General features: G+C 69.0%; 19 protein-coding genes and 1 tRNA gene. 14 read left to right on the top strand and 6 right to left on the bottom strand.

Annotated features, from left to right (window positions below; translation table 11 throughout):
• Window positions 1-882: substrate-binding domain-containing protein (locus tag RWO82_RS10495; protein ID WP_314426580.1), on the top strand; the 882-nt coding region annotated here is incomplete at its 5' end.
• Between the two features lie 208 nt (window positions 883-1,090).
• Window positions 1,091-1,179 (top strand) — tRNA-Ser (locus RWO82_RS10490).
• Between the two features lie 42 nt (window positions 1,180-1,221).
• Here RWO82_RS10490 and RWO82_RS10485 read toward each other — a convergent pair.
• On the bottom strand, window positions 1,222-1,662 hold the full coding sequence (locus RWO82_RS10485) for a hypothetical protein (RefSeq protein ID WP_314426578.1): 441 nt from the start codon (window positions 1,660-1,662) through the stop codon (window positions 1,222-1,224).
• A gap of 219 nt (window positions 1,663-1,881) precedes the next feature.
• Between RWO82_RS10485 and nirB the strand changes: the two genes are divergently transcribed.
• Genes nirB through RWO82_RS10460 form a run of 5 tightly spaced genes read left to right on the top strand, consistent with a single transcriptional unit; the run spans window position 1,882 to window position 7,844 of the window.
• Window positions 1,882-4,461 (top strand): nitrite reductase large subunit NirB, encoded by a 2,580-nt coding sequence (gene nirB, locus RWO82_RS10480; RefSeq protein ID WP_314426576.1) that lies wholly within the window; start codon window positions 1,882-1,884, stop codon window positions 4,459-4,461.
• On the top strand, window positions 4,458-4,811 hold the full coding sequence (gene nirD / locus RWO82_RS10475; RefSeq protein ID WP_314426573.1) for a nitrite reductase small subunit NirD: 354 nt from the start codon (window positions 4,458-4,460) through the stop codon (window positions 4,809-4,811). The genes nirB and nirD overlap by 4 nt, the downstream gene beginning before the upstream one ends.
• A complete protein-coding gene (cobA, locus tag RWO82_RS10470; protein ID WP_314426570.1) occupies window positions 4,808-6,043 on the top strand; it encodes a uroporphyrinogen-III C-methyltransferase in 1,236 nt (411 codons plus the stop codon). The genes nirD and cobA overlap by 4 nt, the downstream gene beginning before the upstream one ends.
• Window positions 6,040-7,170, top strand: coding sequence for a uroporphyrinogen-III synthase (locus RWO82_RS10465; protein WP_314426568.1), 1,131 nt, complete (start codon window positions 6,040-6,042; stop codon window positions 7,168-7,170). The genes cobA and RWO82_RS10465 overlap by 4 nt, the downstream gene beginning before the upstream one ends.
• Entirely contained in the window at window positions 7,167-7,844 is a 678-nt protein-coding gene (locus RWO82_RS10460) for a CbiX/SirB N-terminal domain-containing protein (RefSeq protein ID WP_314426566.1), read from the top strand. Before RWO82_RS10465 ends, RWO82_RS10460 begins: the two co-directional genes overlap by 4 nt.
• 79 nt (window positions 7,845-7,923) lie before the next feature.
• Here RWO82_RS10460 and RWO82_RS10455 read toward each other — a convergent pair whose 3' ends face one another.
• The gene (locus RWO82_RS10455; RefSeq protein WP_314426563.1) at window positions 7,924-8,844 is read right to left on the bottom strand and encodes a formate/nitrite transporter family protein; all 921 of its coding nucleotides are present in this window, start codon (window positions 8,842-8,844) and stop codon (window positions 7,924-7,926) included.
• Window positions 8,845-9,023: 179 nt separating this feature from the next.
• Window positions 9,024-11,636 (bottom strand): excinuclease ABC subunit UvrA, encoded by a 2,613-nt coding sequence (locus RWO82_RS10450; protein WP_314426560.1) that lies wholly within the window; start codon window positions 11,634-11,636, stop codon window positions 9,024-9,026.
• Window positions 11,637-11,863: 227 nt separating this feature from the next.
• Between RWO82_RS10450 and RWO82_RS10445 the strand changes: the two genes are divergently transcribed.
• The 4 genes from RWO82_RS10445 (at window position 11,864) to RWO82_RS10430 (ending at window position 15,901) form a co-directional block, all read left to right on the top strand.
• Complete coding sequence (locus RWO82_RS10445) at window positions 11,864-12,970, top strand: YihY/virulence factor BrkB family protein (protein WP_314426558.1); 1,107 nt, start codon at window positions 11,864-11,866, stop codon at window positions 12,968-12,970.
• Window positions 12,971-13,053: 83 nt separating this feature from the next.
• Window positions 13,054-14,094, top strand: coding sequence for an aldo/keto reductase (locus RWO82_RS10440; protein WP_314426555.1), 1,041 nt, complete (start codon window positions 13,054-13,056; stop codon window positions 14,092-14,094).
• Between the two features lie 98 nt (window positions 14,095-14,192).
• On the top strand, window positions 14,193-14,846 hold the full coding sequence (locus RWO82_RS10435) for a GntR family transcriptional regulator (RefSeq protein ID WP_314426553.1): 654 nt from the start codon (window positions 14,193-14,195) through the stop codon (window positions 14,844-14,846).
• An 80-nt stretch (window positions 14,847-14,926) separates the two neighbouring features.
• A complete protein-coding gene (locus RWO82_RS10430; RefSeq protein ID WP_314426551.1) occupies window positions 14,927-15,901 on the top strand; it encodes an NAD-dependent epimerase/dehydratase family protein in 975 nt (324 codons plus the stop codon).
• A gap of 96 nt (window positions 15,902-15,997) precedes the next feature.
• Here RWO82_RS10430 and RWO82_RS10425 read toward each other — a convergent pair whose 3' ends face one another.
• Genes RWO82_RS10425 through RWO82_RS10415 form a run of 3 tightly spaced genes read right to left on the bottom strand, consistent with a single transcriptional unit; the run spans window position 15,998 to window position 18,401 of the window.
• Window positions 15,998-16,390: a VOC family protein gene (locus tag RWO82_RS10425; protein WP_314426549.1), complete on the bottom strand. Its 393-nt coding sequence runs from the start codon at window positions 16,388-16,390 to the stop codon at window positions 15,998-16,000.
• 39 nt (window positions 16,391-16,429) lie between these two features.
• Window positions 16,430-17,365 (bottom strand): NAD(P)-dependent oxidoreductase, encoded by a 936-nt coding sequence (locus tag RWO82_RS10420; RefSeq protein ID WP_314426547.1) that lies wholly within the window; start codon window positions 17,363-17,365, stop codon window positions 16,430-16,432.
• 31 nt (window positions 17,366-17,396) lie between these two features.
• Window positions 17,397-18,401: a LacI family DNA-binding transcriptional regulator gene (locus RWO82_RS10415; RefSeq protein WP_314426543.1), complete on the bottom strand. Its 1,005-nt coding sequence runs from the start codon at window positions 18,399-18,401 to the stop codon at window positions 17,397-17,399.
• 98 nt (window positions 18,402-18,499) lie between these two features.
• On the opposite strand from RWO82_RS10415, the gene RWO82_RS10410 reads away from it, so the two are divergent.
• Genes RWO82_RS10410 through RWO82_RS10400 form a run of 3 tightly spaced genes read left to right on the top strand, consistent with a single transcriptional unit; the run spans window position 18,500 to window position 21,413 of the window.
• A complete protein-coding gene (locus tag RWO82_RS10410; protein ID WP_314426542.1) occupies window positions 18,500-19,630 on the top strand; it encodes a Gfo/Idh/MocA family oxidoreductase in 1,131 nt (376 codons plus the stop codon).
• Window positions 19,627-20,355, top strand: coding sequence for a cupin domain-containing protein (locus RWO82_RS10405; protein WP_314426540.1), 729 nt, complete (start codon window positions 19,627-19,629; stop codon window positions 20,353-20,355). The genes RWO82_RS10410 and RWO82_RS10405 overlap by 4 nt, the downstream gene beginning before the upstream one ends.
• Window positions 20,352-21,413: a Gfo/Idh/MocA family oxidoreductase gene (locus RWO82_RS10400; protein WP_314426537.1), complete on the top strand. Its 1,062-nt coding sequence runs from the start codon at window positions 20,352-20,354 to the stop codon at window positions 21,411-21,413. The genes RWO82_RS10405 and RWO82_RS10400 overlap by 4 nt, the downstream gene beginning before the upstream one ends.
• Window positions 21,414-21,425: the final 12 nt, after the last annotated feature.

Genomic DNA, 21,425 nt, shown 5'->3' with positions numbered 1-21,425 from the left:
TTCGTGAGGAACGACGCGGCCAGGCAGTTGAGAGCCGGTCGCAGCCGCAGCATCGGCCTCGTCGTGCCCGACATCGGCAACCCGTTCTTCGCCGAGGTGGTCCGCGGCGCAGAGGACCGAGCGGCGGATGCAGGAATGACCGTTCTGCTCGGCAACAGCGACGAGCGGGACGAACGGCAGCTCGCTCACCTCGAACTGTTCCAGGAACAGCGGGTCAACGGGGTGCTGCTCACGCCGGCCACGGACGATCTCACCGCCGTGTACCGCTTCGCCACCGGGGGGATGCCGGTGGTCCTCGTCGACCGCGAGGTGGAGGAGGGCGTGCTGCCCTCGGTCTCGGTCGATGACGTCGAGGGCGGGCGTCTGGCCGCAGACCATCTGCTGTCTTCGGGGCGCCGTCGCCTGGCCTTCGTCGGGGGTCCGCAGTCGGTGCAGCAGGTCGCCGATCGTCTTCGCGGAGTGCGGCTCGCCGTCGCGGCGCACCCCGATGCGACGCTCGAGGTGTTCGAGCAATCGGCGCTCACGGTTCTGCAGGGCAGGGCAGCAGGCGAGGCGATCGCGGCGCGGCCTGCGGATTCGCGCCCGGATGCCGTCTTCGCCGCCAACGACCTGCTCGCCGTCGGACTGCTGCAGGCGTTCAGCTTCGGCTCCGGCATCCGCGTGCCCGAGGACATCGCGATGGTCGGATACGACGACATCGACTTCGCCTCCGCCACCGTCGTGCCGCTGAGCTCGGTGCGCCAGCCGGCCAGACTGCTCGGCTGGACCGGCGTCGACCTGCTGCTGAAGGACCTCGACGGCGTCGAACACGACCGTCGGGTGCGGTTCCAGCCCGAACTCATCGTGCGGGACTCGAGCTCAGTGAGCATCCCCGGCCGTTGAGCCGGACGACGGAGTCGCGCCCCGGTCGTTGAGCGAAGACGACGAAGTCGACTGAGACGAAACGTCGCGACCCCTTCAGCGGAGCCTGCCCCGTTTCGTCTCGGGCCGCTTCGCGGGCCTCGCTCAACGATCGGTACGGCGATTCGTGACTACCCGCTGAACCCGTTATGCTTGCAAGGTGCATCCGATCTTCACGGAGCGGATGCCTGGAGACGTCGCATAGTCCGGCCGAGTGCACCACCCTGCTAAGGTGGAGTCCCCTCACGGGGACCAGGGGTTCAAATCCCCTCGTCTCCGCAGTATCAACACCCGATGAGAATCGGTTTCTCGGGTCTCTGTCTATCCGCCGTACGAGCCGTCGAGAACTTCGACAGTGCTCTGCGAATCGGGATACTTCACGCGGGACGAGACCTCGTTCTGACCGAGATCGACGCAGATCGACGAGATGCTGTCGAGATGCTCATTGAACGAGTTCAGGTCTTCGGGGAGGATGACGGTCGGCGTCTCACGTTCGGGCGCGGCATCTCCGGCGGCTGCGATGGCGCTCTTCAGGTCGCCGTCGGGCAGAGAGATGCCCTCGCGGAGGTGGTCGCCGGCTTTTACCAGAGCCGTCGGATCTGCGGAGATCATGCTCGCGTTGGCCTGCTCCGCCACGCCGTCGACCCACATGCACGCCGAGTCGTTGAGAGTCGTCGTCGTCTCATCGTCCATCTGTGGCGTGCACGCCGAGAGTGCGATGGTCAGGAGGGCGAGAGGAACAAGCGAGGTGAGCCGACGCATGGCGACGAGGCTGGCAAACGTGGTGTCGGTTCTGACTTGTGCAGGCGGTAGCCGATGTGATCGACGACGATGACCGCGGTGCCCGATGCCTCAGCGGCGCTGACGGTCTCACATCGGCGTTATCCGGATGTGAGCAGAACGTTCGCTCGGCGTAACAGTGACTCGTCTCTCCGCGAAACACCGGTTCCCTACGTTCGGACTACGGACAGAGGAGGGCTCGTGATCGCTCGAAGCAGCACATCGGCAGATGTCGTGGTGGTCGGTGCAGGCATGGTCGCGCATCGTTTCGTCGAGAGTCTGCTCCGGTCCGAGGGCGATACGCGCTCCGTCACCCTGATCGGCGAAGAAGCACGAGCGCCCTACGACCGCGTCGGGCTGTCCTCATACTTCGCGGGTGCCAGCGCCGAAGACCTCGAGCTCGACGCCGGCGTCCTCGCCGACGACCGAGTGCGCTTCATCCGAGACGACCGGGTCATGAGCATCGATCGCAGCACGCGGTCGGTGCGCACGCGGTCAGGCGCGATCCATGCGTACGGCACGCTCGTGCTCGCGACGGGTTCGTATGCACTGCGGCCGGCGATCGACGGGGCGAAACTCCCCGGATGCTTCGTGTATCGGACGATCGACGACCTCGCGGCGATCCGTGATTTCGTCGAACGCCGAGGGGCGCAGCTCGGGCGCCCGCTTCGGGGCACGGTCATCGGCGGTGGTCTGCTCGGGCTCGAGGCAGCCGGGGCGCTGCAGGGACTCGACGTCGGGTGCACCGTCGTGCAGTCCTCCGACCGGCTCATGTCCGCGCAACTCGACCTGGCGGGCGGAACGGTGCTCCGGCGCCTCATCGAATCGAAGGGGATCGCGGTCCGAACCGGCACGCGGACGACACGCCTGGACCCGGATGCGTCCGGGGCGGTCGCGACGCTGCAGTTCCAGGACGGCACCATGCACGACACCGACATCGTGATCTTCACGGTCGGCGTTCGTCCGCAGGATTCGCTCGCGAGGCTCGCTCAGCTCGATGTGCATCCGTCCGGTGGTGTGCTGATCGATTCCCGGTGCCGCACCGCCGATGAGCACATCCTCGCGATCGGTGAGGTCGCCAACTACGACGGGCGCTCGGTCGGGCTCGTCGCCCCGGGGTACGCGATGGCGGAGGTGGCGGCGACCCGACTGCTCGGGGGCGACGCGACATTCCCCGGGTATGACGAATCGGCCAAGCTCAAGCTCTCGGGTGTCGACGTCGCGAGTTTCGGCGACGCGATGGCCGTCACCCCGAATGCCCTCGACGTGGTGTACACCGACCCGGTGAGCGGCGTCTACAAGAAGCTCGTCCTCTCCGATGACGCGAAGACGCTGCTCGGTGGCATCCTCGTCGGCGATGCCTCGGCCTACGGCTCCCTGCGTCCGCTGGTGGGCGCGCCACTGGGTGCTGACCCCGCCGCCTATCTGTTGCCCGAGGCCGGTGCTGCCCTCCCCGACAACGAGCTCCCCGACGACGCGGTCGTCTGTTCCTGCTCGAATGTGACCGCCGGGCGTATCCGCGACGCCGTCCACGCGGAGGGCTGCACGGATGCCGCAGCCGTGAAGGCGTGTACCAAGGCGGGCGCCACGTGCGGATCATGCGTCTTCGCCGTGAAGAAGATCGTCGGGCAGGAGATGACCAAGCTCGGGCAGACGACGTCCGATGCGTTGTGCGAGCACTTCGCGATGTCACGCCGGCAGCTCTTCGACGCTGTGCGAGTGTCCGAGCTCTCGACGTTCAGCGCGATCATCGGGCGCTTCGGCACCGGGCGTGGCTGCGACATCTGCAAGCCGGCGCTCGCCAGCATCCTGGCCGTGCTGGTCGGAGCGCATGTCCTCGACGGTGAGAACGCTTCGCTGCAGGACACCAACGATCACGTGATGGCCAACATGCAGAAGGACGGCACCTATTCGGTGGTGCCGAGGATGCCGGGTGGCGAGGTCACGCCGGCGGGGCTCATCGCGATCGGCAATATCGCCGAGTCGTACGGCCTCTACACGAAGATCACGGGCGGACAGCGCATCGACATGTTCGGTGCCCGTCTCGAGCAGTTGCCGCAGATCTGGCAGCGACTGGTCGACGCCGGCTTCGAGTCGGGACAGGCGTACGGCAAGGCGCTGCGAACGGTGAAGTCATGCGTCGGCTCGACGTGGTGTCGATACGGTGTGCTAGACGCGGTGGGGATGGCGGTGCGGCTGGAGCTGCGCTACCGCGGGCTGCGAGCGCCGCACAAGCTCAAAGTGGGCGTCTCCGGGTGCGCACGAGAATGCGCGGAGGCTCGTTCGAAGGACGTCGGGGTGATCGCGACCGAGACGGGCTGGAACATGTACGTCGGCGGCAACGGCGGGTTCTCGCCGAGGCACGCTGAGCTGCTCGCGTCTGGTCTCGATGACGAAGGATTGATCCGCGCGATCGACCGCTTCTTCATGTACTACATCCGCACGGCGGATCGTCTGCAGCGCACCGCCGGGTGGTGCACAGAGCTCGACGGCGGGCTGGACGGACTGCGGTCGGTGATCTTCGACGACGAGCTCGGCATCTGCGATGACCTCGACACGGCGATGTCCGTGCACGTCGATCGGTACGAGGACGAATGGGCGGCGACCCTGCGGGACCCGGTGAAGCTCCGGCGGTTCGAGTCGTTCGTGAACGCCACGGACACCCCCGACCCCTCGCTCGCCTATGTGCCGGAACGAGGCCAGGTGCGCCCGGCCACGGCGGAGGAGCGCAGCGACGGTTCGGTGTTGATCGCGGGCACGACGCTGGAGGTGCGGCGGTGACCACCACCGGAAGTCGGGTTCGAGTGTGCGCCGTCGGCGATCTGGAGATCGAGCGCGGCAGGGCAGCGCTCTTCGGGACGGTCCAGGTCGCACTCTTCCTGCTGGCGGACGCCTCAGTGCACGCCGTGTCGAATCTCGACCCGTACAGCGGTGCGCAGGTCATGTCACGCGGCATCGTCGGCAGCCGGGGCGAGGCTGCGACCCTTGCGTCGCCGATGCACAAGCAGGTGTTCGATCTGCGCACGGGCGAATGCCTCGAGACGCAGGGCAGGGAACCCGCTTCGCTGCGGGTGTGGAGCGTGACCGTCGTCGACGGTCACGTCGAGCTCGACATCGAGGAGATCCGATGACCGTGATGCTGGGTGTCAATCTGACGGGACGTGACGTGCTGCTCGTGGGCGGAGGTGCGGTGGCCGCGAAGCGGCTCCGTCGCTTCCTCGCCGAGGGCGCGAGTGTGCGGATCGTCGCACCGGCGCTGCACGAGGACACTGTGCGGCTCGTCGAGAGTCACGGAGTCGCCTGGCAGGGTAGGGAGTTCTGCGCGGCGGACCTCGCGGGCGCGTGGCTGGTGCACACCGCGACCGGCGACGCCCATGTGGATCGCGCGGTCGGCGAGCAGTGCGAGCTGCAGAGGGTCCTCTGCATCAACGCCTCGGACGGCGCACACGGATCGGCCAGGCTGACTGCCCAGGCGGAAGTCGGCGACGTGACGGTCGCGGTCACCGGTACCGTCGGCGCGGATCCTCGCCGCTCCATGGCCGTGCGCGATGCGATCATCGCTCTGGTCGGTGATGGCCGACTGCCGCTCCGGCGCCGGCGGGGCGCGCGCAGCGGCCGGGTCGACCTGGTCGGCGGCGGCCCTGGTCCCGCAGATCTGATGACCGTGCGCGCGCGGAGACTGATCGCGGAGGCCGATGTGCTCGTCACCGATCGCCTCGGACCGGCATCCGAGATCGTGCAGGGGCTCGACCCCGATGTCGAGGTGATCGACGTGGGCAAGCAGCCGGGGCGACACCCGGTCCCGCAGGAGGAGATCAACCGGATCATCGTCGAGCGCGCCGCTGCCGGTCTGCGGGTGGTGCGTCTCAAGGGCGGCGACCCGTTCGTCTTCGGGCGCGGGGGCGAAGAGATGCTCGCGTGCCTCGCTGCAGGTATCCCGGTCGACGTCACCCCGGGGATCACGAGCGCGATCGCGGTGCCGCAGTCAGCCGGCATCCCGGTCACGCATCGTGGCACGGCAGCCGCCTTCCACGTCGTGAACGGGCAGGGCGGGCTCGGGCCGGGTACCTTAGAGGCCATGGCTGATGCGACGGTGACGACGGTCGTCCTGATGGGCGTCGCAGCTCTCGGACGTCTGGTGGAATCCGCGATCGCGCACGGCATTCCGAAGGACCGCCCGGTCGCATTCGTGGAGAGCGGGCACACACCGCAGCAGCGCACGACGCGCACGACCCTCGGACGTGCCGTCGACGACGCCCATGCCGTCGGGCTCCGCAATCCCGCCGTGATCGTGATCGGCGAGGTCGCGAGCGAGTGCCTGCTGCTGCCCTCGCCGTCGACCATCGGGGCTGCTCTGGCGTGACGACCCGTGCCCCCCTCTCGCCGGCTCTGGCCGGATGCACGATCGTCGTGGCCGCAGACAGGCGCGCGGGCGACCTCGTCACGGCGCTCGAACGCCGAGGGGGGCAGGTATACCGCGCGCCGGCGCTGAGCATCATCCCGAACGAAGACGATGAGGATCTGCTCGCCTGCACCCGTGATCTGATCGCGGATCCGCCGGACATCGTGATCGTGACGACGGGTGTCGGGTTCCGCGGCTGGATCGACGCAGCGCACGAGAACGATCTGGCAGAAGAGCTGTCGACCGCGCTCACAGATGCCCAGTTCGTCGCTCGGGGGCCGAAGGCGCACGGCGCGATCCAGCAGGCGGGGTTCACAGCCGACTGGGTTGCGGAGTCCGAGACCTCGGCGGAGGTGGGGGAGTACCTCACGGCTGAAGGCGTCGCCGGGCGTCGCATCGCGATCCAGCACCACGGGGCGGGTGCCGACGGACTCGACGCGTTGCTCGCAGACCTCGGCGCCGATGTCGTCAGCATCGCGGTCTACCGCTGGGGGCCGCCGCCCGACCCGCAGATCGTGCACCGCTCCGTGGTGCAGGCGGGCTCCGGCGAGGTCGACGCCGTGCTCTTCACTTCCGCGCCGGGCGCAGCCGAGTGGGTCCGGGCCGCGATCCGCGCTGACACGCTCGACGCGATCCGCCGACGCGCGGAGGTTGGACGTCTGCTGCTCGCAGCCGTCGGCCCCATCACGGCGGCACCGCTGCACAGCGCTGGGCTGCACACCACGCTCGCCGCGCGCGGAAGGCTCGGTTCGCTGGTTCGCTGCGTCGTCGACCACTTCGCCTCCGGAGCAGCCCCGCAGCGGCGAACGGCTGCAGGCACCATGGAGATGCGCAGCCGCGGCGTGCTGCTCGATGGGCGCTTCGTGCCGCTCTCGCGTGCGGGCGCCAGCATCCTCAGCGAACTCTTCGATGCTGCGGGCAGGGTGGTCTCGAGGGAACAGCTCGGGCTCGTGTTGCCGCGGGGCGGCGAGAACGCGCATGCCGTCGAGATGGCGGTCGCGCGGCTCCGCGAGGCGCTCGGTGGAGCGACCGCCATCCAGACAGTCGTGAAGCGCGGGTATCGGCTCACCATGGAGGACACCGAATGACCACGCTCGTCGCCTGCTCTCACGGAACGGACTCACCGGCGGGCCGGCGCACGGTCGAGGCGCTCGTCGATCTCGTGCGACAGCGGATACCGGACTCGCGGGTCGTGCAGGCGTTCGTCGACGTGCAGGAGCCCACTGTGCTCGATGTGATCGATCAGGAGCGGGTGCTCGACGATGTCGTGGTGGTGCCGCTGCTGTTGTCGGTCGGCTTCCACACGGCCGTCGACATCGCTGACGCCGTGCGGCCGCACGACAACGTCCGGCAGGGGGAGCCGTTGGGCACCCACCCGCTGATCGCCCAGGTGCTGGCCACCCGTCTGCGTGCGGCCGTCGAGGGCATGTGGCTCCCTGGCGACCACGTCGTGCTCGCTGCCGCCGGTTCGAGCAATCCGGCAGCCGTCGCCGATGTCACTGCGGCGTCGGAGCACCTCGCTCGCCTCATCCCCGCCCCGATCACGATCGGTTACGCCTCGGCGATCGATCCGAAGATCGGGGAGGCCGTCGCAGCAGCGCGGCGAGACGGGGCGACACGGGTGATCGCGGCGAGCCACGTCCTGGCTCCCGGATACTTCGCCGGACTCGTGGAGAAGTCCGGCGCGGACCGGGTATCCGCGCCCCTCGGTGCCGACGCGCGGATAGCGGACGTCATCATCGATCGATTCCGCTCCGCGTGACGCGTATTCGAAGCGCCCGGCACGTCGCGCGCAGCAGGAGAGGGCGGATGCCGCAGCATCCGCCCTCTTTCCGTCGGTGTCAGACGCGCGAGGGCTCGAGCTCCGAGCCGGCCTCCTGTCGGGTCACCGAGGTGGTGTCGGCGGGTGCTTCGGCCACGACGGAGCGTGCCCGGCGCAGAGCAGCGCGTGCTTCGCGGGCCTTCCGAGCCTTCGGGCGTCCGTGCGTGAAGTAGATCGGGAGCCCGACGAACACGAGCCCCCCGACGAGGTTGCCGACGACGGTGGGCAGCTCGTTCCAGACGATGTAGTCCCACACCGTGAAGTCGGCGCCCATCAGCAGGCCGGACGGGAACAGGAACATATTGACGATGGAGTGCTCGAAGCCCATGTAGAAGAACAGCATGATCGGCAGCCACATCGCGACGATCTTGCCGATCGTGCTGTCCGAGACCATGGCCAGCACGACGCCCGTCGACACCATCCAGTTGCAGAGCACGCCACGGATGAACAGAGTCAGCATCCCGGCTGCGCCATGGTCGGCGTACCCGACCGTGCGACCGTGTCCGATCTCGCTGATCGCCTCGCCGACGGCGCTCGGCGCGGTCGAGAATCCGTAGGTGAAGTAGATCGCCATCAGGATGGCCACCAGGAAGGCGCCGCCGAAGTTGCCGAGGAAGACGAGGCCCCAGTTGCGCATGAGCGACCCGAACGTCGCTCCGGGGCGGCGGTCGAGCACCGCGAGCGGCCCGAGGGTGAAGACTCCGGTGAGCAGGTCGTACCCGAGCAGATAGAGCATCACGAACCCGACCGGGAAGAGCACTGCGCCCAGGAGCGGCTGACCGGTCTGCGTCGAGACCGTGACGGCGAAGGCCGCGGCGATCGTCAGCAGGGCGGCGCCCATGAAGGCGCGGATGAGGGTGTCGCGAGTGGACAGCTGCAGTTTGTATGCGCCGGCGTCGACCATGCGGGTGGCGAGCTCGGCGGGCTTGATGTATGACACATGACCTCCACGGGACGGGAGCACGGATGCTCAGCTGAATCGAGCATGGACGAGCGGCGTTTCCGGCGACCACACGCGACGTTACGTCTGTGGAGCGAACGCCTCACTTCACCCATCCGGCGGTGTGAGATGTGCAGTCTCAGCCAGTCCGGCCCGCAGTAGATGTCCTGGTCAGAGGTTCATTCTGAGTTCTGCGCATCGAGGGCCTTCGCAAGGTACGACGCCGTCGTGCTCCCGCTCGCCGAGGCGACGGAGCGCGGGGTCCCCTGCGCCACGACCGTCCCCCCGAGGTCTCCGGCGCCGGGACCCATGTCGATCACCCAGTCGGCCTGCGCGACCACGCGCATGTCGTGCTCGACCATCACGACCGTGTTGCCGGCGTCGACCAGATGCTGAAGATGGACGAGCAGCCGATCGGTGTCGGACGGATGCAGCCCGGATGTGGGCTCGTCGAGCAGGTAGAGGGTGTCGCCGTGCTGGGCGCGCCGAAGCTCGGAGGCCAGCTTCACGCGCTGCGCCTCGCCGCCGGAGAGCTCCGTCGCCGACTGGCCCAGCGGCAGATACCCGAGTCCCACGTCGAGGAGGGCATCGAGGTGCCGGGTGACCTCGGCGTCGTCGGCGAAGACCGCTCGTGCGTCGTGCACGCTCAGGGCGAGCACATCGGCGATCGAGTGCCCGTCGAACTCGATCTCGAGGGTCTCGGGGTTGTAGCGGGTGCCGCCGCAGGTGCCGCACGGGGCGTGGACGGTGGGGAGGAAGAGCAGCTCCACCTCGACCGTCCCTTCGCCCTTGCAGGTGGGGCAGCGTCCGCTGGGCAGGTTGAAGGAGAACCGGCTGGCGGCGTATCGCCGACGGCGCGCCTCGGGAGTCGCCGCGAAGAGCGCGCGCACCCGATCGAAGAGTCCGGTGTACGTGGCCACGTTCGACCGGGAGGTGCGTCCGATCGGCTTCTGGCTGACCTGCACCACGCGGCGCACCCGGTCGGCGGGACCCGACGCGCGCCCCGAAGTCTCGGAGGCCACGGTGGAGAGCAGCAGCGGATCCGCCGCCGCACGGCTCTGCTCGTCCGCGGAGGCGTCGACCGACGCGCCGTCGAGCTCGCTCGACAGGGTTCTCTGCAGCAGATCGGGCAGCGCCTGCGTGACCAGGGACGACTTGCCCGACCCCGAGACGCCGGTGACAGCCGTGAGGCAGCCGAGGGGGATCGTCACCGAGACGCCGCGGAGGTTGTTGCGCGCGACGTCGACCAGCTCGAGCGCGGCATCCCCTTCGCGCGGAGCACGCACCGACGCCGTCGGCGATTCCCCCCGCAGCTCATCTGCGAACAGATAGCGCCGGGTCTGGGAGTCCTCCGCCTGTCGGAGCCCGTCGATCGGACCCGAGTAGACGATCTCGCCCCCGGTGGCACCGGCGCCGGGGCCGATGTCGACGATCCAGTCCGCGTGCCGGATCACGTCGAGGGAGTGCTCGACGAAGAAGACCGTGTTGCCCGAGTCCCTGAGCGAGCGCAGGATGCGCACGAGCGCCTCGCCGTCTGCGGGGTGGAGCCCGGCGGAGGGTTCGTCGAGCACGAACATGACGCCGAACAGCTGCGACAGCACCTGGGTCGCCAGCCGCATGCGCTGCAGTTCGCCCGATGAGAGGGTGGGCGTCGAGCGGTCCAGCGAGAGGTATCCCAGGCCCAGCGCGATGATGGGAGACACCCGGTCGCGCAGCTCGTTCACCAGCCGTCGCGCCGCGAGCTGCTTCTCGGGTGCGAGTGTCTCCCCGACGGACTCCTCGCCGCCGGAGCCGCCGTCGAGCCGCTCGAGTTCGCGACCCAGGAGATCGGTGAGATCGGCCAGCGGCATCGCTGCCATCTCCGTGATGTCGAGACCGGCGAACGTCACGGCGAGCGCTTCGGGCTTCAGCCGGCGTCCGTCGCACAGCGGGCAGCGGACGCTGACCATGAAGCTCGCCGCCTTCTCGCGCATCTTCGCACTCTTCGAGTTCGCGAAGGTGTTCAGCACGTACTGCTTCACGCCGACGAACGTGCTCATGTACGACGGTTCGATGCCGGCGGCGACGGCCTTGCGCACCTGGGCCGGACCGCGGTCGGTGAACACCGGGACCTGCGGGGACTCCTCGGTGTACAGCACCCACTGGCGCTGCTCCTCGGGCAGGTCACGCCACGGGATGTCGATGTCGTAGCCGAGCGAGATCAGGCTGTCGATCAGCTGCTTGCCGTGCCACGCCCGGGGCCAGGCGTCGAGAGCGCGGTCGCGGATCGTCAACGACTCGTCGGGCACCATGAGGTGCAGGGGCACGTCGTACACCTGCCCGATCCCGTGGCACCGGGGGCACGCGCCCTGCACGGTGTTGGCGGAGAAGTCCTCCGCATACAGGAGGTCGGCGCCCGGCGGGTACGTTCCGACGCGCGAGAACAGCATGCGCACGACGTTGCCGATCGACGTGGCGCTGCCGACCGTGGAGCGGGCACTGCCTGCCGTGCGCTGCTGGGGGAGGGCGACCGCGGGAGGCAGGCCCTCGATGGAGTCGACGTCGGGGATGTCGACCTGGCTCATCAGTCGTCGGGCGTACGGCGCCACCGACTCGAAGTATCGGCGCTGGGCTTCGGCATACAGGGTGCCGAATGCGAGGGAGCTCTTGCCCGAACCCGAGACGCCGGTGAAGGCGACGAGGGAGTCCCGGGGTATCGCGACGTCGACATCGCGCAGGTTGTGCACGCGCGCGCCTGTCACGGTGATGGAGTTCGACGTGTCGGGGTGCACCGACCGTGGGGTTCCGCCCATCCTGGACCTCTTCTCGTATCCCGCCGGCAGCGGGGCGCGGATGCGACGATCGTCGACCCTGCGCCACGCTACCCGGCCCGTCGGACTTCGAAGGCCACCTTGACAGCGGCCTCGCCGCGTGCCGATACACCCTTGATCGAGTCGAGGCAAGGGTCGTGGCCGCCGCCGTCGAGCGTTCTACAACGGGAGGCGCCGGTCGGTCCGACCGCACCGCGAGAGGAGCGCAGATGTCACACCATAGAGAAACCGACCCCTCCGCCCCGAGCCACGCGCCGGATCCGGAGGCGGCGGACAAGCCCGACTCGCCGGACGATCTGCACAGGAGGTCGTGGAAGTACGTGCTGCGGAAGACGATCAGAGAGTTCTCGTCTGACCAGTGCACGGACATCGCCGCCTCGCTGACGTACTACGCGGTGCTGTCGCTGTTCCCCGCGCTCATCGCGATCTTCTCCCTGCTGGGAGTCGTCGGTCAGGGGAGGGCCGCGAGCGATGCGGTGCTGGAGATCATCGAGCAGGTCGCGCCCGGCGAGACGGTCGACACGATCCGTGGGCCGATCGAGCAGATGGCGAGTTCACCTGCGGCCGGATTCGCGCTCGTCTCCGGCGTCCTGTTGGCGATCTGGTCTGCGTCGGGATACGTGGGAGCGTTCAGCCGTGCGATGAACCGGATCTACGAGATCGAGGAGGGGCGGCCGTTCTGGAAGCTCAAGCCGACTCAGCTGCTCGTCACCGTCGTCACGATCGTGCTGCTCGTGCTCGCGTCGATCCTCCTGGTGGTCTCCGGGTCGGTCACGAAGGCCATCGGTGACGCGCTCGGCCTCGGCGATGTGCCGCAGACGATCTGGTCGATCGCCAAGTGGCCCCTGCTCGTGTTCATCGTCGTGCTCGTCGTCGCGATCCTCTACTACGCCACCCCGAACGCGAAGCAGCCGAAGTTCCGGTGGATCAGCATGGGGGCGCTGCTGGCGATCATCGTGCTGGCCCTCGCGACCGCCGCATTCGGGTTCTACATCGGCAACTTCTCGAACTACGACCGCACCTACGGCTCGCTCGCCGGCATCATCATCTTCCTGCTCTGGCTGTGGATCGCCAATCTCGCGCTGCTGTTCGGCGCAGAGTTCGACGTCGAGCTCGAGCGCGGTCGCCAGCTGCAGGCGGGCATCGCGGCGGAGAAGGACATCCAGCTGCCGCCGCGCGACACGCGCAAGAGCGACAAGGCGGCGGCGAAGGAGCAGGAGGACGTCGAACGCGGTCGCGAGATCAGACGGAACGCAGACCGCGATGGCGAGGCCGTCGCGACCGAGACGACGGGGAACGACCGCGCCGCGAGCTGAGCGGTCGGGGGAAGCCTCCACGACCGCGCCTCCCGGCAAGCGCTATCCTGAAGGCCCACCCCCCTCGCACAGGAGCGTCCCTCATGCCCATCGCCGCTGATGATCCCCGCCTGACGAGCCCCTACGAGGCCGCGCCCACCCGCTACACCGATGTGCCGTTCCAGCGTGCAGGCGCCAGCGGCGTGCAGCTCCCCAAGGTCTCGCTGGGGCTGTGGCAGAACTTCGGCCGCGATCGCACGTTCGACACCCAGCGCGAGATCGTGCTGCACGCGTTCGACCGGGGTGTCGTGCACATCGACCTCGCGAACAACTACGGCCCGCCCTACGGATCCGCGGAGTCGACGTTCGGCGCGGTGCTCGACAGCGGACTGGCCCGCTACCGCGATGAGCTGTTCGTGACGACGAAGGCCGGCTACGACATGTGGCCGGGGCCGTTCGGCGACGGAGGATCGCGCAAGTACCTCACGCGCTCGCTCGAACAGAGCCTGCGGCGCATGAACACCGACTACGTCGACGTGTTCTACTCCCACCGTCCCGATCCCGAGACGCCGCTGGAGGAGACCACGACGGCGCTCGCCGACATCGTCCGCAGCGGCAAGGCGCTGTATGTCGGGATCTCGAACTACCCCGCCGACCTCGCGCGTCAGGCCTACGAGCTGCTGGCAGACCAGGGAGTGAAGCTGCTGCTCCACCAGCCCCGCTACTCGCTGTTCGACCGGACGCCCGAGGCCGAGCTGTTCCCGGCCCTGCGAGAACTCGAGGTGGGCAGTGCCGTGTTCTCCCCGCTCGCGCAGGGCCTTCTGACGGCCAAGTACATCGACGGTGACGTGCCCGCCGACTCGCGCGCGGCCAACAGCCACTTCCTCAACGGGTCCGCGCTCACCGACAGCTACCTCGAGCGCATCCGCGGCATCGACCGTGTGGCGAAAGACGCCGGACTCTCGATCCCGCAGCTCGCGATCGCCTGGGTGCTGCGCGATCCCGTGGTGACCACGGCGATCATCGGCGCTTCCCGCACCGCACAGATCGACGATGCGGTCGCCGCGAGCCAGGTCATGCTCCCCGCCGACGTCATCGCGGCCCTGGACGAGTTCGCGGCGAGCACCGGGGCGGCAGTCGTCTGACATTTCCTCCGGTATCGCGTCATAGTTCGGGCGGCGGCGCGTCTGTTCAGTGGGGGCCTCGATGAACGGGGCCTCCGGAACTGAACCGAGGAGTATCGATGACCATCGCCCCTGCGGGCCCCCGCGCGCACCAGCGGATTCATCGCGGCTCGCTCCCGCTTCCCGAGCTGGCATTCGAACACATCCTGGCCGGCATACTCAGCGGTGAGTACGGGCCGGGCGAGAGACTGAACACCGGCCGCTTCGCCGACGAGCTGCACATGTCGCTGAACCCGATCCGCGAAGCGATCATCCGGCTTCGCGACATCGGCCTCGTCGAGGTGACCCCGGCCCGGTATACCAAGGTCGCCGACTTCGCGGGCGCCAAGGCCCGTGCGGCCATCGGCTATGCGGGGATGCTCGTCGGCATAGCGCTCAGGGCGGTGCTGCCGTCGGCCGCGCAGAGCGTGCTCGACCGTCTCGTGGCGACCGTCGAGGAGATCGACGCGGCGGCCACCACCGCAGACCGCGACCGCGCGGTCGTCGCGTTCCTCTCCGCCGTGTCCGACCTCATCGACCACCCCCGGCAGGCGATGCACCTCGTGGAGACCACGATCCTCGTGCAGTGCGCGCTGCGATCGTCGGAGATCGTCGCCGACGGCTCGAGCCGCACGCGGCCGTGGGGCGCCCGGGAGGTCGCCCTGTCGATGCGTGCAGGCGACGCGGACGCGACCGAACGGGCCGTGCGTTCGCTCTTCGGCAACCTCGCCTAGCCGGCCGAGCCGCGGAGGAAGGGGCGCGCGGAGACGAGGACGCGGGGCCCGTCGTGCGACGGATCGATAGAGTCGATCACATGACTGCGACGACGGTGTTGTTCATCGGTGGAACGGGGATCATCTCCTCTGCGGCGAGTGCGCTCGCCGCCTCTCGGGGCATGGAGGTCACACTCCTGAATCGAGGGCAGTCGCGGCGCGCGCCGGCGGAGGGCGTCGAGGTTCTCACGGCTGACGTGTCGGATGCTGCGGCCGTCGACGCGGCGCTCGCCGGCCGCGAGTTCGACGTGGTCGCCGACATGATCGCGTTCACGCCCGAGCAGGTGCAGCGTGACATCGACCGCTTCGACGGGCGCACGGGCCAGTACGTCTTCATCAGCTCCGCATCCGCGTATCAGAAGCCCGTCGCGCGCCTGCCGATCACCGAGTCCACGCCGCTGCGCAACCCGTACTGGCAGTACTCGCGCGACAAGATCGCCTGCGAAGACCTGCTCACGGCCGCGTATCGCGATCGCGGTTTCCCCGTGACCGTGCTGCGCCCCTCGCACACCTACGACAAGTGGACGATTCCCGCGTTCGGCGGATGGACGGCGATCGACCGCATCCGCCGCGGTGAGGAGATCATCGTGCACGGTGACGGCACGTCGCTGTGGACGCTCACGCACTCCACCGACTTCGCCGTCGGTTTCGTCGGCCTGCTGGGCCACCCGCTCGCCTACGGAGACACCTTCCAGATCACGAGCGACTTCGTCTACACCTGGAACGAGATCTACTCGATCCTCGGACGAGCCGCAGGGGCGGAGCCCCGGATCCGGTACGCCACGAGCGCGGCCATCGAGGCTGCCGCCCCCGAGCGCGGGGGCCAGTTGAGAGGCGACATGGCGCACTCGGTGGTCTTCGACAACACCAAGATCCGCCGGATCGTGCCCGACTTCGGCCCCGTGATGCCGCTGCACACGGCCGCGCGGGAGATCATCGACTGGCACGATGCGCACCCCGAGCTGCAGCGCGTCGATCCGGCCATGAACGCGATGTTCGACAGCCTGCTCGCCTGACGCGGTCTCCCACGGGACCGATGTCTCCGCACGAGCCCCACGTCGTGTACGAGGGTGTCGTGCAGGGACATCCGTTCCGCGGGCCGTCCGCCCCGTTCAGCCGGCCATGACCGCGAGCACGTTGCCCGCGGGGTCGCGGAACCACGCGATGTCGGGGCCCCGGTCCGGTCCGCCGCGCAGGATGCCCTTCTCATCGGTGGGGAACTCGGCGTCGTCGTAGATCTTGGTCACGACGCCGCGCCCGTTGAGGTCGTCGACGGCGGCGTCGATGTCGTCCACCGGGAAGTTGAGGATCGTGAAGCTCGCGGGCTCGTGAGTCGGTTTCGCGTACACCAGGATCGAGCCGCCGTCGTGCAGGCTGATGTCGAGGAAGCCCATGGCGTTGGTCGTGACGTCCATGCCGAGAGTGTCGCCGTAGAAGGAGCGGGCGGCATCGATGTCGTCGACGCTGAACCCGGTGAACGCATGCGTGGTCTGGAAGGCGGTCATGCGCTCAGCATGCGCCGGTCGCGCGCAGGTGTCCAGACCCTAGGGGCGTACCTGATTCACGAGGTCGTCGCCGGCGGCCAGCCGTGCGACGTTGGCATCGATCAGGCGCGCGGCCCCCGCCGGTCGATTGCCGGCGACGTGCGGTGTGATCAGCAGGTTCGGCGCCTCCCACAGCGGATCGGATGCCGGCAGCGGCTCGGTCCGGGTGACGTCGATCGCCGCCGCGCGCAGCCGGCCCGACTCGAGTGCCGCGATCAGCGCGCCCTCGTCGACGGTGGTCCCTCGGCCGACGTTCACGAAGACGCTCCCGGCTCTCATCGCGTCGAAGACGGTCGAGTCGAACAGACCGGCCGTCGCATCGGTCGCGGGGAGGATCGAGACGAGCACGTCGGTCTCGGAGAGGACCGTCGCCGCATCGGCGTCCGCGTGCACGGGGTAGCCCGATCGGGTCCCCGTCGAGCGCGCGATGCCCTGCACCTCGGCGCCGAGCGCGGTGAGGAGGGGAGCGAGGGTCGACGCGATCGACCCGAACCCCCAGATCGTGACGCGCGCTGCGTCGAGCGTGTAGGAGCCCCGCGACTCGGGGGCGCTCTGCACCTCGTTGAAGTCGTCGTCCCACCGATGCTCGAGCTGCGCGTCGCGCAGACGGTCGAGGCGGCGCACCGCGCCGAGGATCAGCGCGAGGGCGTGCTCGGCGACGGGCCCGTCGTGCAGCGATCGACCGGAGCAGATGCGCACCTCTTCGGGGAAGCCCGCGTTCAGCACGGCGTCGGCGCCTGAGGCGAGAGCCTGCACGAGTCGAAGCTCGGGCAGGGTGCGCGCGGCCTCCTGCAGCCACGACGAGGAGTTGTGCCAGACGACGAGCACCTCGGCGTCGCGGTGCTCGTCGGGTATCTCGGCGTCGATGTCGTAGACGACCGCCTCGACGTCGGCGGTGACCGGCAGGTCGATGGTGTTCGGGATCAGGATCTTCATTCGTGCCTCCGCGGTCATGGTGTCACTGCTGTCATGGTGTCTCTGCTGTCCTGGTGTCGACGGGAGACATGGTCGACTCGCGCCACACGACGGTGAGCAGGTCGTCGGGGCGCACGGGCTGCTCTCCGCCTCGCACCGCCGCGATGAGCCGGTGCATCGAGTAGGCGCCGAGGCGCTCCCGATCCTGCGCCACACTCGTCAGCGACGGCACGAGGAAGGCGCTCTGATGATGATCGTCCCATCCGGTGACGGCCACCTGGTCGGGCAGTTTCCATCCTCGTCGTGTCGCCGCCCGGATCGCGCCGGTGGCGATCAGGTCGTTCGCGGCGATCACCGCGAGCGGGGGCGCATCCTGGGGCAGGGCGTCGATCGCGGCTTCGCCGGCCGTTCCGCTCCAATCGCCCTCGGTCACTCCGAGCGACTCGAGTCCGAGTCGTTCGACCGTGGCGAGGTAGGCCTCGCGGCGCGCTCGCGCGGAGGGGAAGTCCTCCGCGCCGGCCAGATGGATGAAGCGACGATGCCCCTGCGCTGCGAGCCGCTCGATCATCTGGGCGAGGGGGCGCGAGTCGGTGAAAGCACCCGTCATGTGCATGGCGTCGTCGAACTCGCCGACGGAGAGGACCACCGGACCCCCGGTGCTGTCGATGGCGGGGAGCGGTGTGAAGGCGAGGACGCCTTCGTACTGGCCCGACCCCACGACCTCGCTGAGGCGCTCGTCGAGGCCTGCGGGATCCTCGGGCAGGCTCACGACCTCGACCACGTAGCCCTCTTCGCGAGCGGCGGCGATCGCGCCCGACAGCAGGGTCAGGGGGTTCATCGTCGCGATCGGCACCACGACCGCGAGGCGGCCGGTGCGCTGCGTCCGCATGGATCGGGCGGCGAGATTCGGGCGATAGCTGAGCTCGGCCGCCGCCCGCAGCACTTTCTCGCGGGTGGCCTCGGAGATGCCCGGCCGCCCGGTGAAGACGAACGACACGGTCGATTGCGACACCCCGGCGCGATGCGCGACGTCATGACTCGTCGGGCGTCTGTCCATCGCATCCGTCCTTTCGGGGTTGACGTCACGGGTGTGTGTCTCGATAGTATCTACTACGTCTTAGTAATACGTAGTAAATCTCAGTGAGGAGACACAGGATGCTCAGGATCGGCATCATCGGGACCGGGGGGATCGCCGATGCGCACATCGGCGGGTACCTCGCATTCGAGGAGGAGTGCGAGATCACGGCACTGGCCGACGTGGTCCCGGGCAAGGCGGAGGACAAGGCGCGGGCGTTCGATCTCGTCCGCGTCACGGCGTTCGACGATCCGCTCGCGATGATCGCGTCGGGTCTCGTCGACCTCGTGAGCATCGCGACGCCGCCGTCGACGCACGCTGCGCTGGCGATCGCCGCCCTCGACGCGGGTGTCCACGTGCTGGTCGAGAAGCCGATGGCACCGTCGCTCGAGGAGTGCGACGCGATGCTGGCCGCTCAGCAGCGCTCGGGCAGGATGCTGTCGGTCGTCGCGCAGAACCGCTTCCGCGATGACATGGCGACGCTGAAGGACATCGTCGACTCGGGTCTGCTCGGCGCGATCTCGCACGTGCGCGTCGATTCGGCGTGGTGGCGAGGCCTGCCCTACTACGACCTCTGGTGGCGGGGGACGTGGGAGAAGGAGGGCGGCGGCTGCACGCTCAATCACGCCATCCACCACATCGACCTGCTGCTGTGGCTGCTCGGCAGCCCGAGCGAGGTCACGGCCATGCTCGCGAACGCCCAGCACGACAACGCCGAGGTCGAGGACCTCTCGGTCGCGATCCTGCGTTACGACCGCGGGCTCGCGCAGCTCACCAGCTCCGTCGTGCACCACGGGCAGGAGCATGCGATCGTGATCCAGGGGGCGAACGCGCGAGTGTCGCAGCCGTTCTCGGTGATCGCCGAGCGATCGCGCGTCGACGGATTCCCCGAGGAGGGCGGCGACGCAGAGACGGTGTCGCGGATCGAGGAGCTCGTCGCCGCACGCACACCTCTCCCGCACCTGGGTCACGAGGGTCAGATCGGCGACGTGCTCGGAGCGATCCGCGACGGCAGACAGCCCGTCGCCGACGGCGACGACGGCCGCGCTGCGGTCGAGGTCGTGACCGCGATCTACGAAGCGGGCTTCGAGCGGCGGTTCGTGCCGCTGCCGATCACCGCATCGGACCCGTACTACCGAGCAGGGCAGCTCGTCGCGAACGCTCCCCACTTCTTCGAGAAGACCGCCTCGGTGCTCGAGGCGGCATCATGAGCGCGTCGTCCTTCCCCGGCGGCACCTCGCTGTCGTCGCTCCACGTGTATGGGGATCCTGCGCCCGACGGGATCTGCGGCGGCAGCCCCCACATGCATCTCGTGTCCACCGAGGCGTATGTCGTCGTCTCGGGAACCGGCGCGCTCCAGACGATCGACGCCGACGGCTTTCGTGAGACTCCGCTCGCCGCGGGCTCGGTCGTGTGGTTCACTCCCGGAACCGTCCATCGCGCGGTGAACCACGGCGATCTGCGGGTCGTGGTGCTGATGAGCAACGCGGGACTGCCCGAAGCCGGTGATGCGGTGATGACCTTCCCCCCGGAGGTCGTGGGCGATCCCGCAGCCTATGCCGCAGCTGCGTCGCTGGGAGACGACGACCGCCGTGCCGACCGCGCCTCCGCGCGTCGCGATCTCGCCGTGTCGGGGTTCGAGCGGCTGCGCGACGCCGTCGCGGTCGGCGATCCCTCCGCTCTCGACGCCTTCCGTGCGGCGGCCGGGGCGCTCGTGCGCGAACGTGCGGTCGCCTGGGGAGAGCTCATCGCCGAAGGACCGCTCGCGCAGGCTCGGCAGTCGCTCGCGCTCGCCGAGGCGGTCGCATCCGGGTCGCTGGGGCATCTGGCCGACGCCCGCGTGCATCAGGCCGTGCCGTCGCCGGGCGAGCGCCGGTTCGGCATGTGCGGGCGCCTCCGCCCCTACGACGTGAGCGACGAGGAGAACGACCGATGACCCGCACCTACACCTTCGATCCGCTCCCCGAGCCGGTGGTCGGCCCGGGAGAGTTCGTGTTCGCCGCCGTCGGGCTCGATCACGGACACATCTTCGGGATGGTCGAGCAGCTGATCGAGGCCGGAGCCACGCTCGCGCTCGTGCACGACCCGGACCCCGCGAAGGTCGCGGCGTTCATCGAGCGGTTCCCGCAGGCGCGCGCGGCCGGCAGTGAACGGGCCGTGCTCGACGACCCCGATGTGCGGCTCGTGGCGAGCGCGTCGATCGCCAACCAGCGGGCGCCTCTCGGGGTGCGTGTGCTCGACGCGGGCAAGGACTTCTTCGCCGACAAGCCCGCGATCACCACGATGGACGATCTCGCCGCTGCGCGCGCCGCCGTGGCTCGCACCGGCCGCACGTTCGCGGTGTACTACGGTGAGCGCGTCCACTCGGAGGCGGCGATCCTGGCAGGGCAGCTGATCGATCAGGGCGCGATCGGGCGCGTGCTCCAGGTCGCCTCGTTCGGGCCGCATCGCATCGGCGAAGGGCGGCCCGACTGGTTCTACGATCCCGCGCAGTACGGCGGCATCATCTGCGACATCGGCAGCCACAACTTCGAGCAGATGCTCCACTACACGCGCGCGACGGCCGGAGAGATCGTCAGCTCGACGGTCGCCAACTACGCGCATCCCGACACTCCGGGCCTGCAGGACTTCGGAGACGCGCACGTGGTGCTCGACAACGGCGCGACCGGGTACGTGCGGGTGGACTGGTTCACCCCTGCGGGGCTCGACGTCTTCGGAGACGGTCGCACGCTGCTGCTCGGCACGGACGGCTACATCGAGCTGCGCAAGTACACCGACATCACGACCGACAACGGCGGCAACCAGGTGCTGCTCGTGAACCAGGACGGGCAGTTCCGGTTCGATGCCACAGGCGCGACGGGCTACCCGTTCTTCGGTCAGCTCATCCGCGACTGCATCGACCGCACGAATCATGCGATGTCTCAGGAGCACGCCTTCGCGGCGGCGGAGCTGAGCATCATCGCGCAGCGCGACGCGCGGGTGCTGGCCGGCTGACGGCATCCGACC

This window comes from uncultured Microbacterium sp. (assembly GCF_963521645.1).
Classification (GTDB): Bacteria; Actinomycetota; Actinomycetes; order Actinomycetales; family Microbacteriaceae; genus Microbacterium.
The sequence above is the reverse complement of the archived record's forward strand: the minus strand, read 5'-3'. Positions and strand labels throughout refer to the sequence as shown.